Source organism: Polaribacter sp. HL-MS24, assembly GCF_032758595.1.
Classification (GTDB): domain Bacteria; phylum Bacteroidota; class Bacteroidia; order Flavobacteriales; family Flavobacteriaceae; genus Polaribacter.
The window spans coordinates 1204505-1218913 of the sequence record NZ_CP136415.1 but is presented as its reverse complement, the minus strand read 5'-3'; the positions used below and the strand labels follow the sequence as shown (position 1 = coordinate 1218913).

General features: G+C 35.5%; 10 protein-coding genes and 2 pseudogenes. 2 read left to right on the top strand and 10 right to left on the bottom strand.

From position 1 onward, the window contains the following. From RRF69_RS05800 to RRF69_RS05760, 9 genes and pseudogenes are all read right to left on the bottom strand, one after another. Complete coding sequence (locus RRF69_RS05800) at window positions 1-501, bottom strand: gliding motility lipoprotein GldH (RefSeq protein WP_316941073.1); 501 nt, start codon at window positions 499-501, stop codon at window positions 1-3. Then, entirely contained in the window at window positions 476-1813 is a 1338-nt protein-coding gene (locus tag RRF69_RS05795; RefSeq protein WP_316941072.1) for a regulatory iron-sulfur-containing complex subunit RicT, read from the bottom strand. The genes RRF69_RS05800 and RRF69_RS05795 overlap by 26 nt, the downstream gene beginning before the upstream one ends. Window positions 1814-1984: 171 nt before the next feature. Continuing rightward, window positions 1985-4180, bottom strand: a complete 2196-nt coding sequence (locus tag RRF69_RS05790; protein WP_316941071.1) for a patatin-like phospholipase family protein — start codon at window positions 4178-4180, stop codon at window positions 1985-1987. Continuing rightward, the gene (gene uvrC / locus RRF69_RS05785) at window positions 4177-5973 is read right to left on the bottom strand and encodes an excinuclease ABC subunit UvrC (protein WP_316941070.1); all 1797 of its coding nucleotides are present in this window, start codon (window positions 5971-5973) and stop codon (window positions 4177-4179) included. Before uvrC ends, RRF69_RS05790 begins: the two co-directional genes overlap by 4 nt. Before the next feature lie 92 nt (window positions 5974-6065). Then, window positions 6066-6686: a lipoprotein signal peptidase gene (locus RRF69_RS05780; protein ID WP_316941069.1), complete on the bottom strand. Its 621-nt coding sequence runs from the start codon at window positions 6684-6686 to the stop codon at window positions 6066-6068. A gap of 34 nt (window positions 6687-6720) precedes the next feature. Then, window positions 6721-7377 (bottom strand): hypothetical protein, encoded by a 657-nt coding sequence (locus RRF69_RS05775; protein ID WP_316941068.1) that lies wholly within the window; start codon window positions 7375-7377, stop codon window positions 6721-6723. A 219-nt stretch (window positions 7378-7596) separates the two neighbouring features. Continuing rightward, the gene (locus RRF69_RS05770; RefSeq protein ID WP_316941067.1) at window positions 7597-7974 is read right to left on the bottom strand and encodes a TraR/DksA family transcriptional regulator; all 378 of its coding nucleotides are present in this window, start codon (window positions 7972-7974) and stop codon (window positions 7597-7599) included. Window positions 7975-7978: 4 nt separating this feature from the next. After that, a pseudogene (ileS, locus tag RRF69_RS05765) lies at window positions 7979-11385 on the bottom strand (isoleucine--tRNA ligase). 137 nt (window positions 11386-11522) lie between these two features. Then, on the bottom strand, window positions 11523-12266 hold the full coding sequence (locus RRF69_RS05760) for a TerB family tellurite resistance protein (RefSeq protein ID WP_316941114.1): 744 nt from the start codon (window positions 12264-12266) through the stop codon (window positions 11523-11525). 174 nt (window positions 12267-12440) lie between these two features. Between RRF69_RS05760 and RRF69_RS05755 the strand changes: the two genes are divergently transcribed. Continuing rightward, window positions 12441-12851: a BrxA/BrxB family bacilliredoxin gene (locus RRF69_RS05755; protein ID WP_316941066.1), complete on the top strand. Its 411-nt coding sequence runs from the start codon at window positions 12441-12443 to the stop codon at window positions 12849-12851. A gap of 79 nt (window positions 12852-12930) precedes the next feature. Next, on the top strand, window positions 12931-13590 hold the full coding sequence (locus tag RRF69_RS05750) for an HD domain-containing protein (protein ID WP_316941065.1): 660 nt from the start codon (window positions 12931-12933) through the stop codon (window positions 13588-13590). 30 nt (window positions 13591-13620) lie between these two features. Here the strand turns inward: RRF69_RS05750 and RRF69_RS05745 are convergent. Continuing rightward, window positions 13621-14393 (bottom strand): annotated as a pseudogene (locus RRF69_RS05745) (enoyl-CoA hydratase/isomerase family protein); the annotation flags it as partial. Window positions 14394-14409 lie beyond the last annotated feature (16 nt).

Below are 14409 nucleotides of genomic sequence, written 5' to 3'. Positions count from 1 at the left end.
TTACTTTATTTTTTCAATACTCAATCCAACGGAAAGGATCCCTTCTAGGGTCTTAACACCCTCTGTTCTCCCGTTTTTTCGCATTGCCTGCCGCACATGAAAGGAATATGCTCCAGAGATTGGAAATATTTTTTCTTCTTTATAAAATAATTTATTCTCTTTGGTTTCAGTAAATCCTTTTCCTAAAAACTTGCCCCTACGATCTGCCATTTCATACTCCAAGGTGTCAATTACTCTGGTGTTATTAGGAAAGACTAATTCTGTTATTAAAAACAAATTGCTGTATTTGTAGGCATTGTTATTTCGAATATTGATAAATACATTTTGTTTAGAAATCGTGTCTGTAATCGAAAAATTAAAGGTGATTTTTTTATGCGTGTCCCATGAATTATTTTCCACAGCAGTATAACTGGTATACACAACATCAGAAGAACAAGAAAAGGCTACCAGTAAAAGAATCAGTAGGCTTAAAACCTTATTTTTTTTCTGAATCGTTTTCATTTTTTGGAGTGTTAGAGTTCCGATTTCTATTGTTTTTTCTTCTTGGTTTATTGGTGCTTTTTACGTCTCCTTTGGGTTGTTCTCCAGCAGTTTTTGGTTTTGGTTTTCTGTTAGAATTCCTTTTTGGGGCTTGTCGAACAGCTGTTTTTGGCTGATTTGGATTTCCGATACTGGCCTTCTGTTGGTTGCGGTTTTTGTTATTTCTTCGTTTTTTAGTTTTAGGAACATCAAAACGAGTCAAACTATCTTGTCCAACAGCGTCTTCAAAATTCACTTTCACTGGAGTTTCAACCTCGTATTCATACTCTTCTAACGAAGAAGCTTTCTCTTTATTTTTATTCAACGCTATGATCTCTTGAACTTGCTCCAAGGTTAATAAAAACCATTTCGATCTTTCTTCTTTGTAGGTATACCAAAGATGCTGTTTAAAAATATCCATTTTAACAAAAACAGCGGGTCCTTTCTCTGTAAGTAAAATGGTTTCTTGTTTTGGGAATTCTTTTAGTGCGTCTAAATAAGTATCCAATTCAAAATTTAAACAGCATTTCAACTTACCACATTGTCCTGCCAATTTTAATGGATTCAAAGACAATTGCTGATAGCGCGCTGCTGAAGTGGTTACTTTTCTAAAGTCTGTTAACCAAGTAGAACAACACAATTCTCTTCCACAAGAACCAACCCCACCAAGTCTTGCCGCTTCTTGTCGAGCACCCACTTGTTTCATTTCAACTCGAATAGAAAAGGCTCCTGCCAAATCTCTAATAAGCTGTCTAAAATCGACTCTTGTTTCAGCTGTATAATAAAACGTTGCCTTATTTCCATCGCCTTGATACTCTACATCGGACAGTTTCATTTTTAAGCCTAAACGACCTAAAATTTCTCTTCCTTTGCGTTGCGTTTCAATTTCTTTTTCTCGTGAAGCTTGCCAAACATCAATATCTTTTTGGTTTGCTTTTCGATAGATTTTTTTAATTTCTGGACTATCAATCGGAACATTTCTTTTTTTCATTTGAACCTTTACCAGCTCGCCTGCTAAAGAAACAGAACCAATATCATGTCCTGGCGAACCTTCTACGGCTAGAATATCGCCCATAGCAATTCGTATATTCTCTGTGTTTTTATAAAACTCTTTTCTTCCGTTTTTAAAACGAATTTCAAAGATGTTAAATGATTCTTCTCCATTTGGCAATGTCATATTAGACAACCAATCAAAAACTGATAATTTTTCGCATCCACCTGTAGCGCAACTTCCGTTACTTTTACATCCTTTTGGAACACCGTCTTTACCAGTAGCACAACTACTACATCCCATGTGAGTATATTTTAGAAAAGTCTGGAACTTTGTCTCGACCTTTTTTCTGTTTATAATTTGATTTTCAAACGAGTATCAAGTACCCTTCTTTACTTCATTAATCAGTAAATATACTGAATTTTATACAGAAAAATAAATGCCAAATTAGGATTTCTTAATAAATGGAAAGAACTAAAACCAATACCCTAAATTGAATAAAATTGCGCCTTCCTTTGTGTCTGGTGACCAACTATATTTTAGTTCTATAGGCCCAATAAAAGAATCCAAACTATAACCAAGAGCATAGCCTGATTTTATGTCTTTAAAAATTCGAGTGTCTTTTAATACATTGTCATCCAGACGGGCGTAATTGGCAATAAAAGAAATGTAATTCTTTTCTAAAAACTGGTATCTGAATAACAATTCTGTCTTTAAAAAAGAATGATTTGCAAGTTCTGCAAACGCGTATCCGTACAAAGAAATAAAAGAATTTATATAGTTTTGATTGTACCCCCCTAGATAAAAATCAAAAATAGTTGAGGTGGGACTATCAATCGTAAACCCTGCCTCGTGGGTGTTTTGAAAGGTCAATTTATCAAAAAAAGTGGTCGCAAAGCCCAAGGTTCCTCTTGCTTGTCCAAAATTTTTAAAATCACTGCTCCCCGTAGAATTGAAATACCATTGAAAGCCTAAATCTGCAAAATACCCTTTAGTTATAAAATACTTTTGATCATAGGTGTCAAGTTTTATATATCCAAAAGTATTCAAATAATTACTATCGTCATAGACAGTTTCCTTGTTATTCTCAACTATGGTTTCTGAAGTGATCCGTAATTTTTTATGTTCCAAACCAACACCTAGGGCGAATTTACGATCAAAGGTTGTTTGCACAAACAATTGATTGGTAAAATCTGTGTATTTTAAATTAATGCTATTTATTTCAACAGAATTGGAGGTAATATTATTGAATTTTGAATTTGCAATAAAACGATTGTATCGGGACCGAACACCATAGCTAAAATAAAACCCATTATCCACAAAATAGTTGAGACTGTAGCGCAATTTATCGCCTAAAATGGCATCAAAAGAAAAAACGTCGTTGGGGTTGAAAACTCCTTCATCCTTATATCTCGCTATAACTGCTGATTCATACAATAAATCATAATGCAGACCCAGCTCTAAAGTGGGTTTTTTCGACAATTCAGTTAAGTGTATCACAATTTCGGCATCATTCTCTGAGCGTTTCTTTAACTTGTATGATATTCGTTCATAATTTTTGGTAGCGGACAGCTTATAAATTCGTCTTGTAATGTCATTTCTTGAGAGTCGATCGCCTTCGACAAGATTTAACTTCCCTAAAACATAAGCTCTTGAATGACTTTGGATTCCTTGAATAGTGATATCGGAAATGGTTATTTTTTTAGTGTCTGTCGTTACTTTTTTTCTTTTTTTCTTATCAACTTGTCGAGCTGCAATTTCCTCAAAAACTGTTGAATAATTTACAGCAACCCGATCTCCAGCTTCTAAGATTTTCATTTTTTGATCAAAATCAACAACATTATAGGTCAAAATATCTGGTCGAATATAGATCTCAATCTTATTTTTATCAGCGTCTCTTTTGTTGTACATCTGATAACTCATGATTTGATTTAAAATAGCTACAACCGACGAGAGTTTGTCTTTATGGTATAGTTGCCCCTGCACATCGACACCAATAATGATATCTACGCCTTTTTCTCTCATAATATCAACTGGAAAATTATTGGCAACTCCCCCGTCAATGAGTAATTTACCCGCAATTTCAACAGGGTTTAAAAGGGTTGGGAAAGAGCCACTTGCTCGTAATGAAATTGGCAAGGAGCCCTTCTCTAAAATAACTTCTCCTCCTGTTTCTACATCAGTGGCAATACAAAAAAAGGGGATTTGAAATTTTGAAAAATCAGAAATTGCTTCTGTTTCAGAGATCAATTCGATAAGTAAGCTCAACATGTTTTGCCCTTTTGAAACTGCTTTTGGCAAACCAATTTTACCTTTTGAAACAGGCAGTGAAAGAATCGTTTTTTCTCCGAATTCTTTTTCAACAAAAGGGGTGGTACTTCTTGGCAATTTGTCTCTGAGTAATGAAACAAAATCAGTCTCAACTACAATCTTTTCTATCTGCTCTCCAGAGTATCCGATAGCATAGAGGCCACCAATCACAGCACCCATACTTGTCCCTCCAATATAATCTATTTGTAATCCTGCTTTGTCAATTTCTTTTAAGATTCCTACATGAGCAAATCCTTTGGCACCACCACCACTAAGCACCAATCCCACCTTAGGCTGCTTTTGTTGTGCAAAAATCAAGGTTGTGCTTAGTAAAAAAGTGATGAAGAATTCCTTTTTCATTTTTTAGGCGGATGATAATATTGGTATACTTTTAAAGCTCTTGCGTTACCGATCTCGGTTTTCAGTTCTTCTAAAGAAGCCTCTTTTACTCTTTTTACCGACTTAAATTTACGCAATAAATTGGTAATCGTTTGCTTTCCAATATCAGGAATTTGTTCCATTTCACTTTTGATCGCGCTTTTACTTCGTTTGTTTCTATGAAAGGTAATCCCAAATCGGTGGGCTTCATTTCGCAAATATTGGGTAATTTTTAGTGTCTCTGATTTCTTGTCTAAATATAAAGGAATGGGGTCGTCCGGATAATAAATTTCTTCCAATCTTTTGGCAATCCCAATAATGGCAATTTTACCCCGCAAACCCAAAAGATCCAAACTTTTTAAGGCCGAAGACAGTTGTCCTTTTCCTCCATCTACAATAATAAGTTGTGGCAACGAAGCTTCCTCTTCTAACAATCGTTTGTATCGCCTGAAAACTACTTCTTCCATCGACGCAAAATCGTCTGGTCCTTCTACAGTCTTGATATTGTAATGTCGGTATTCTTTTTTACTGGGTTTCCCATCTCTAAAAACCACACAAGCTGCAACGGGATGTGTTCCTTGAATGTTCGAATTGTCAAAGCACTCAATATGTCGTGGTTCAGCAGAAAGACGTAAATCTGCTTTCATTTGTGCCATAACTCGTTTTACATGTCTATCTGGATCTACAATTTTAATTTGCTTGAATTGTTCTTGGCGATAGTATTTTGCATTGCGTTCAGAGAGTTCAATAATTCGTTTTTTATCCCCTAATTTTGGGATGGTTACTTTTATCCCTTCCCCTAAATCGACCTTGAAAGGAACATAAATTTCTTGGGTCAACGAATTGAAACGCTGTCTAATTTCGACAATAAACAACTCGAGCATTTCTTTGTCGGTCTCATCTAGTTTTTTCTTAATTTCTGTAGTATGCGACTGGATGATCGCTCCATTTGAAATCTTAAAAAAATTGGCATACCCATGAGTTTCATCAGAAATAATTGAAAATACATCTACATTGTTAATTGACGGATTGATAATGGTCGATTTTGCTTGATAGTTGGACAGTAAATGAACTTTCTCTTTTATTTTTTGCGCTTCTTCAAACTCCATGTTTTTAGAAAATTGAAGCATCATTTGGTTGAATTTCTCTACACTTTCTTTAAAATTCCCTTTTACAATGTTTCGAATGGCGGCAATTTCTTCTAAATATTTTGCTTCAGTTTGAAACCCTTCGCATCCCCCTTTACAATTTTTCAAATGAAATTCTAAGCACACCTTGTATTTTCCTTCGTTGATTTTTTGTTGACTCAAATCATAGTTACAGGTTCTTATGGAATACAGTTCTTTGATTAGGTCGAGTAAAACTCTTACAGTCTTGATACTAGTATAAGGACCATAGTATTCTGAACCATCTTTGATGTGCCTACGAGTCATAAAAACCCTTGGAAAACGTTCCTTCTTGATGCAAATCCAAGGATACGATTTATCATCTTTTAATAAGATATTGTACTTTGGTTTGTATTTTTTTATCAGATTGTTTTCTAATAAAAGTGCATCCGTTTCCGTATCTACAACAATATGTTTGATGTGGGTAATTTGCTTTACTAATATGCGAGTTTTAGCGTTTTCGTGGTTTTTAGTAAAATAAGAAGAAACTCTTTTCTTTAAATTCTTCGCTTTCCCCACATAAATAACCACCTCATTTTTATCAAAATATTGATACACACCAGGACTATCTGGTAACGTTTGTAGCTGAAGTTCTAGTGGTGCTGACATCTAACGAAAATACACATTTTAATGTAGGATAGATAGGGAGACTTTAAAAATTAAATGTTAAATTAATGCATCACAAATTCGTGTCGAAAAGCTTAAGCTACTTTTTGAGTTTCCTCTTTTGGGAACGCCTGTTTGCTATAGATAAAAAGCAAGGCAACTCCAGTAGTTATAAAAGCATCTGCTGGATTGAAGATGTATTGAAAAAAGGTGAAGTTATCTCCTCCTACAAAAGGAATCCATTCAGGGAGTGTTGCATTTTGAATAAATGGGAAATAAAACATATCGACCACCTTCCCATAAAAAAGTTCTCCATAAGGTTTATCAGAGAAAAGTGTTGCAACCTGATGATTGGAAGAATCAAAAAGAACACCATAAAAAACAGAATCAATAATGTTTCCGACGGCACCTGCAAAAATCAACGCAATCGCAAAAATTACTGTTTTATGGGTTCCTCGTTTAAGGTGTTGGACCAACCAGTATATGATTGCAGAAACAGCAACCAATCGAAAAAGAGTAAGAAATAACTTTCCTGCTTTACCTCCAAATTCAAAGCCCATGGCCATCCCATTATTTTCTGTAAAATGAATTTTGAACCAATCAAAAAATACCACTTCTTCATTAAGAACAAAGTGTGTTTTTACATAAATTTTTAGAACTTGATCTAAAAGAATTGCGATAAAAATGGTAAGAATTGCCAGCGTCTTTTTGGACATTATGTTGAATTTTGTATTCACAAAAATAAGAATATTATTGTGTTTTATAGGTGGTTAAAAAGATATTTGCTTTACTGGTTGTGATTGTAAAGTGAATGGCTGAATTTGCTGCTTTTTTGTAAAAGTTTTCCTGTTGTATTTTTTGATCAATAGAGATGGTTCCACTGGTCGATACTGCCTGAATATTTGCATCTTTTAAACTCGCAAAAACACTCCCTTCATACAATTTTACCTTTGTGCTGGCTTGAACAGTATCGAGTTTTAAGATCCCATTTTCAATATAGACATCCAAAGGTCCTTTATAGCTTTTTGAAGTAATATTGATATTGTCTCCAAAAATAATGACCGATTTCTGTTGAGGAATTTTGATAATTGCAGAGGCTCTTTGCAATCTTTGGGTAATAAATTTTCTGAAAACAGGATCTTCTGTTGACATTTCTGGAATGTGAAATTTGATGTATACCGTTTCACCCGCTTCTTTATACACTAGATGCTGTTGATTGGGGTTTTCTGCCGTTAAATACATTTCAATAAACTCTGAAGTAGAATTTTCTAGGACAACCTCATCAAGCCCCAAAGTAGAAATTTCAATTTGAGTCGCAAGAGATTGGACTTTCTTTTCTGCTATTTTCTGAGAAAACCCGAAGATGGAGCATCCTAAAAACAAGAAAATTGCATACCTTTTTTTCATCCAATTAAAAATTATGAGCCATTTTTATGTTTGCATTGATCTTTTTAAAAAATATAAAACCAGCGGCATTCGTCAAAAAAAGGGGGTAGCTGAAAAGAGTAAATTGGTAGTTCTGAAATTATTTACACTCTCAGTGTACTACTGTTCAATTTGCTTTAGCAATCTGAAAAAATTTCAGACTGGAAAAACAAAAAATTTTAGGATAGCAACATCAAAAAATTATTGTTTGCGTTTTGCCTCAATACTTAAAGTAGCATGTGGAACTAATTTTAACCGCTCTTTTTGAATTAACTTTCCAGTAACCCTACAAACACCATAGGTTTTGTTTTCAATCCGTAACAACGCATTATTTAAATCACGAATGAACTTTTCTTGTCGTATTGCCAATTGAACATTGGCCTCCTTACTCATCACATCCGAACCTTCGTCAAAAGACTTAAAAGAAGGTGATGTATCATCAGTTCCGTTGTCTGAACCGTTTTTGTATGAGCTTTGCAATAAGGCTAAATCAGATTTAGCTCTTTCTATTTTTTTTTCAATAATTGCTTTAAACTCTTGTAAATCTTCATCTGAATATTTTACTTTAACTTCTGACATAATTTTACATTTTTTCAATTAATATTCTACTTTTAATCGTATCAAACTCAATCTCTGTACCCTCTCTCAATGAATCCACAAAAACCAGTTCTTGAGTCAATGTTTCACTCATAATATACGCTTTATTTTCTAAAATTGAAGCCTGAAGGGTTTCAAAATTCAAAACTGTCAATTTAATTTTATCAGTTACTTCCAGTCCATTGTCTTTCCGTGCATTCTGAATTCTATTGACCAATTCTCGAGCAACTCCTTCTTTGTGCAACGCTTCCGAAATGGTAACATCTAAAGCTACTGTTACTCCACCTTCGTTTGCAACCAACCAACCTTCGATATCTTTTGAAGATATTTCTACATCTTCACGATCTAAAGTTATCTCTTTTCCATTAATTTCTAAAGAAATATTACCCTCTTTTTCTATTTTTTGAATATCTTCTTTCGTAAACCCCTGAACTTCAGTAGCTATAAAACGCATCTCTTTCCCAAATTTAGGTCCTAATGTTTTAAAGTTGGGTTTAATTTGTTTGATCAAAATTTCTGAAGCATCCTCCAAAATTTGAATTTCTTTAATATTAACCTCGTGCTTAATCAAGTCTGCTACAGCTAAAATTTCTTCTTTTTGCTGTTCACTGTCTACAGGAATCATGATTTTTTGAAGTGGCTGACGCACCTTAATCTTCTCTTTGGCTCTTAATGACAAAACTAAAGAGGAAATGATTTGTGCATTTTCCATTTTTCGTTCTAAAGAAGGATCAACAAAACTCGAGTCGGATTTTGGAAAATCTGCCAAATGAATACTTTCAGAAGCTTCTTTTCTGGTAACCGAATTCAAATCTTGATACAGCTTGTCCATAAAGAAAGGCGCTATAGGAGCTCCTAACTTTGCGATGGTCACCATACAAGTGTACAAAGTTTGGTATGCCGAAATTTTATCGGTTTGATAATCTCCTTTCCAAAAACGTCTCCTGCTCAATCGAACATACCAATTACTTAAGTAATCTTGAGTAAAATCTGAAATCGCTCTTGCCGCTCGAGTCGGTTCGTATTCTGCGTAAAAAGTATCTACTTTCTGAATTAAGGTATGAAGTTCTGACAAAATCCATCGATCAATTTCGGGTCTCTTTTCCAATGCAATGTCATCTTCGCTATATGAAAAACCGTCAATGTTGGTGTATAAAGTAAAGAACGAATAGGTGTTGTACAGGGTTCCAAAGAACTTACGCTTTACCTCTTCAATTCCTTCTAAGTCAAATTTTAAATTGTCCCATGGATTTGCATTAGCAATCATGTACCAACGTGTCGCATCGGCACCATAGGTCGATAAGGTTGTAAAAGGATCTGTCGCATTTCCTAAACGTTTGGACATTTTATGTCCGTTTTTGTCTAGAACCAATCCATTAGAAACAACATTTTTGTAAGCAACCGAATCAAAAACCATGGTCGCAATAGCGTGTAAGGTATAAAACCACCCACGTGTTTGATCAACTCCTTCTGCAATAAAATCTGCAGGAAAGGACTTGTTTTCATCTATTAAATCTTTGTTTTCAAACGGGTAATGCCATTGTGCATAAGGCATAGATCCCGAATCGAACCACACGTCTATCAAATCACTTTCACGATTCATCGGTTGTCCTGATGCTGAAACTAAGACAATTTCATCAACAATATTTTTGTGCAAATCGATTTTTGCATAGTTCTCTTCGCTGTTGTCTCCAACCTCAAAACTTGAGAAAATATCTTCACTCATGACTCCAGCTGCAACCGCTTTGGTCATTTCTTCTTTTAGTTCTTTGACAGAACCAATACAAATTTCTTCTTTTCCATCTTCTGTTCTCCAGATAGGCAACGGAATTCCCCAATAGCGAGAACGCGATAAATTCCAATCGTTTGCATTCGCCAACCAGTTTCCAAAACGACCTGTTCCCGTTGACTCTGGCTTCCAGTTGATGGTTTTGTTTAATGAATGCATTCTCTCTTTTACATCCGTTACTTTGATAAACCAAGAGTCTAGTGGATAGTACAAAATTGGTTTGTCAGTTCGCCAACAGTTAGGATAACTGTGCTTGTATTTTTCAACCTTAAAGGCTTTATTTTCAGTTTTTAATTTGATTGCCAATTCAACATCGACTGATTTTTCGGGAGCTTCTCCTTCTGGGTAATATTCGTTTTTCACGTATTTACCAGCAAAGTCGGTAACTTCAGGCCTGAATTTTCCTTGTAAATCGACCAAGGGAACTAAATTTTCGTTCTCGTCTTTAACCAATAATGGTGGGATTTCAGGAACAGCTTGTTTGGCAACCAGAGCATCATCTGCTCCAAAAGTAGGTGCTGTATGGACAATTCCAGTTCCATCTTCAGTAGTAACAAAATCTCCAGAAATAATTCGAAATGCATCTTGTGGATTGTCATTTGGAAGAACATAGTCTAAAATTTGCTCGTATCGGATTCCTACTAAATCTTTTCCCACAAACTCTTTGACCACGTAAAAAGGAATTTGTTTTTCTCCAGCAATATAGCTAGAAAGCGCTTCTGAAGTTTCTACTTGTACATTGTTCTTTCCTCCAAATTGCTTCCCAATTAACTTTTTAGCTAAAACTACTTTGGTAGGTTCAAAGGTATATTGATTGAACGTGTCTACTAAAACATATTCAATTTTTGGACCAACAGTTAGTGCTGTGTTACTTGGCAAAGTCCAGGAGTCGTTGTCCAGGCAAGGAAATAAACAGGGCCTAGGTTTTGTAAAAAAGAAGGTAATGTTGTTTCAATCGCTTTAAACTGTGCAACAATGGTGGTGTCTGTCACATCCTAGTAGGTTCAGGTTGGTTTAGTTCATGTGAACTTAAACCCGTTCCTGCCTTTGGTGAATATGGCTGAATGGTATAGCCTTTGTAAATTAATTTTTTGTTATAAATCTCTTTCAATAACCACCAAACAGACTCCATATATTTAGGTTCGTAGGTAATGTAGGGATCGTCCATGTCTACCCAATATCCCATTTTTTGGGTTAAGTCGTTCCAAATATCTGTATAGCGCATGACTGCTTTCCTACAAGCTGCATTGTAATCTTCAACCGAAATTTTCTTTCCAATATCTTCTTTGGTAATCCCGAGTTCTTTTTCTACTCCTAATTCAATAGGCAAACCATGCGTATCCCAGCCAGCTTTTCGCTTCACCTGAAATCCTTTCATGGTTTTGTATCGAGGAAAAATATCTTTTATTGCGCGCGCCAAAACATGGTGAACACCTTAGCAATCCGTTTGCAGAAGGTGGTCCTTCATAAAAAACGTAGGGTTCTTTCCCTTCTCTAGTGCTAACACTTTTTTCGAAGATGTTGTGTTCTTCCCAATATTGTAGAATTTCTTCAGCTATATTTGGTAAGTCAAGTCCTTTATATTCAGGAAATTTCGCGCTCATTTTCTATCTTTTCTTATAAGAATGCGAAATTAAGGATTTTCTTGTAATTTTTTGAGTTTGTAGAGAACGAAGTTGCAAATCCTAGTGGTTTTGAAAAATTGAAGGCTTTTCGCCTTGAATATCCTTACAAAAAAGACTTACATTCCTCGTCCTGCTTTGATATTTTCATAGGCAGATTGAATGCTTTGAAACTTTTCTTTTGCACCTTTCATGTGGGCTTCGCCTAAATCTTGTATTTTATCGGGATGGTATTTTTTAGCCATTTTTCTATAAGCTTTTTTCACCTCCTCATTAGTTGCTGTTTTGGAAATTTCTAAGATTTTATAATTATTTTCTGAAGCATTGTAAAACATGGCCTTGATCGATTCAAAATCGGAAGGATTGATGTATAAATATCCAGCAATTTTTCGAATTTCTTCTACTTCAATCTCCGCAACCTGTCCGTCTGCCTTTGCAATTCCAAATAAAAAATGAAGCAATTGCAATCGAGAAGCGTGCGGCATGTGTTGTCTGATTTGTAGACAAACTTGTCTGGCAGAAATATCCTTTTTAATCACCCCTTTAAACAACTGGAACGCATTATTAGCTCGTTCTTTGCCATACATTCCCACAAATTGATTCCTTACAAAATCCAACTCTTTGGTGTCTACTTTTCCATCTGCTTTGATGATAATGGATGCCAAAACCAAAAGACTAATTTCGAAATCTCCCGATTGGGTATTCCGATTCCCTTGCTGACGATATTGTTGCTGCTCGCTAGTTAGATCTTCTGCACTAAATCCATCGACAAAACTCCCCAGCGCAAACCCAAGCGCTGCACCAATTGGCCCTCCTAAAGTAAAGCCCAGTCCGGCTCCTAACCATTTTGAAAAATTTCCCATTTTTACATTTCTTATTTCATCAAATATAAGAGAATCTTCAGAAAACCCAGAAGTTTTTATGAGATATCCAGCACCATCCATTTTATTGATGTTGCTGTAAAAACATGCCTCCAGTGAGTTTTGTTTCCTGCTGTAAAATGTTTTATATTTGCAATTGAATTTATATTTAAAATTATGTATCCAGAAGAATTAGTAAAACCAATGCGAGACGAGTTAATCAACGCTGGTTTTGAAGCATTATATACAAGCCAAGATGTTGAAAATGCATTGGCAAAAAAAGGAACAACTTTAGTAGTGGTAAATTCTGTTTGTGGATGTGCAGCAGGAACTGCAAGACCGGGAGCAATTGCTTCTTTAGCTGCCGAGAAAACTCCAACCAACTTGACAACTGTTTTTGCAGGTGTTGAAAAAGAATCTACTCAAAAAGCACGTGAGTTTATGATTCCATTTCCTCCATCTTCACCAGCTATGGCATTATTTAAAGATGGTAATTTAGTTCACATGTTAGAACGTCACCATATTGAAGGCCGTTCTGCACAAATGATTGCACAAAACTTGGCACAAGCCTATGAAGAGTTTTGTTAATTTTTAATCAATTGAAACGATTAAAATAACACCTAAAAAACCACGCAAATTTGCGTGGTTTTTCTATTTTTATCCAAAAATGAATCACCCAACTATTCTAGAAAATACAATTGCTTTTGTAAAAAGCGAACTTCAAAATGCGGAAGGAGGACATGACTGGTTTCATATTGAACGAGTCTATAAAAACACTCTTTTGATTTCGAAACAAGAAAAGGTGGATGTGTTTACGGTTTCCTTAGCGGCACTTTTACATGATATTGCTGACCCTAAGTTTTATAAAGGTGATGAAACCATTGGCCCTAAAAAAGCGCAAGAATTTTTACTACTTCAAAAGGTAAACTCTGAAACCATTGCACATGTGGTAAAGATCATCGAGCAAATGTCGTATAAAAATTCATTTGAAAAAGGGGCTGAGAAATTCACTTCAAAAGAGTTGGAAGTGGTGCAAGATGCTGACCGTCTCGATGCGATTGGCGCCATTGGAATTGCCCGTTGTTTCAATTATGGAGGATTTAAAAACCGTGCTTTGTACAATCCTGAAATTTCTCCAAACCTCAACATGACCAAAGAGGAATATAAAAATTCGGAGGCACCCACCATCAATCATTTTTATGAAAAGCTTCTTTTATTAAAGGATACAATGAACACCAAAACAGGACAAAAAATTGCTACTAAGAGACACCGTTATATGGAACAGTTTTTAGAACAGTTTTATGCCGAATGGAAAGGGATCCTGTAAAAATTGCTGTTTTTTTGATGCTCTAATTTCTGGAAAATTTGCCGTTCTTTTTTCTAAAAAAGCAGTGGTTCCTTCTTTAAAATCTTCGGTTCCAAAACAATCAGCAAACTCTGCGATCTCTGTATCATACCCATTTACACCCTCTTCAAAATGAGCATTTACAGCTCGGATGGCTGCACTAATCGCAACAGAAGAGTTTCGGGTTATTTTTCCTGCCAGCTTTTCTGCCAAAAGAACTAATTCTTCTTGAGCTACCACATGATTGACTAGTCCGCATTCTTTAGCTTCTTGTGCAGAAATCATCGCGGCAGTCAAAATCAATTCCATGGCTTTTCCTTTTCCTATCAATTGAGGCAACCGTTGTGTTCCGCCATATCCAGGATCACTCCTAAAGAAACCTCTGGCAATCCCATTTTTGCATTTTCGGAAGCAATTCTAAAGTGACAAGCCATTGCCAATTCTAGTCCTCCGCCCAAAGCAAAACCGTTAATAGCAGCAATCACAGGGGTAGATAGATTCTCGATCAAATCAAACAACATCTCTTGCCCTTTTTGCGCCAAAGCGCCTCCTTCATCGACAGAGAAATTCGCAAATTCTGAAATATCTGCTCCAGCGACAAAGGCTTTTTCTCCACTTCCTGAAAGAATGATTACCTGAACGGTTGGATCCTCTTCCAAAGCTTTAAAAGCAGTACTCAACTCTTCAATCGTTTCTTTATTCAATGCATTTAATTTGTTAGGACGATTGATGGTTACTTTTGCCTGTCCTTTTTGGGTCTCAAGTAGAATGGTATTCAATTTCATTTCTTTAAGTTTTAAA

Bases quoted from the DNA above. Each gene is read 5' to 3' on its own strand.
- RRF69_RS05800 (WP_316941073.1), bottom strand. From the start codon at position 501: ATGAAAACGATTCAGAAAAAAAATAAGGTTTTAAGCCTACTGATTCTT.
- RRF69_RS05780 (WP_316941069.1), bottom strand. From the start codon at position 6,686: ATGTCCAAAAAGACGCTGGCAATTCTTACCATTTTTATCGCAATTCTT.
- RRF69_RS05755 (WP_316941066.1), top strand. From the start codon at position 12,441: ATGTATCCAGAAGAATTAGTAAAACCAATGCGAGACGAGTTAATCAAC.
- RRF69_RS05760 (WP_316941114.1), bottom strand. From the start codon at position 12,266: ATGGGAAATTTTTCAAAATGGTTAGGAGCCGGACTGGGCTTTACTTTA.
- RRF69_RS05795 (WP_316941072.1), bottom strand. From the start codon at position 1,813: ATGGGATGTAGTAGTTGTGCTACTGGTAAAGACGGTGTTCCAAAAGGA.
- RRF69_RS05775 (WP_316941068.1), bottom strand. From the start codon at position 7,377: ATGAAAAAAAGGTATGCAATTTTCTTGTTTTTAGGATGCTCCATCTTC.
- RRF69_RS05790 (WP_316941071.1), bottom strand. From the start codon at position 4,180: ATGAAAAAGGAATTCTTCATCACTTTTTTACTAAGCACAACCTTGATT.
- RRF69_RS05750 (WP_316941065.1), top strand. From the start codon at position 12,931: ATGAATCACCCAACTATTCTAGAAAATACAATTGCTTTTGTAAAAAGC.
- uvrC (WP_316941070.1), bottom strand. From the start codon at position 5,973: ATGTCAGCACCACTAGAACTTCAGCTACAAACGTTACCAGATAGTCCT.
- RRF69_RS05770 (WP_316941067.1), bottom strand. From the start codon at position 7,974: ATGTCAGAAGTTAAAGTAAAATATTCAGATGAAGATTTACAAGAGTTT.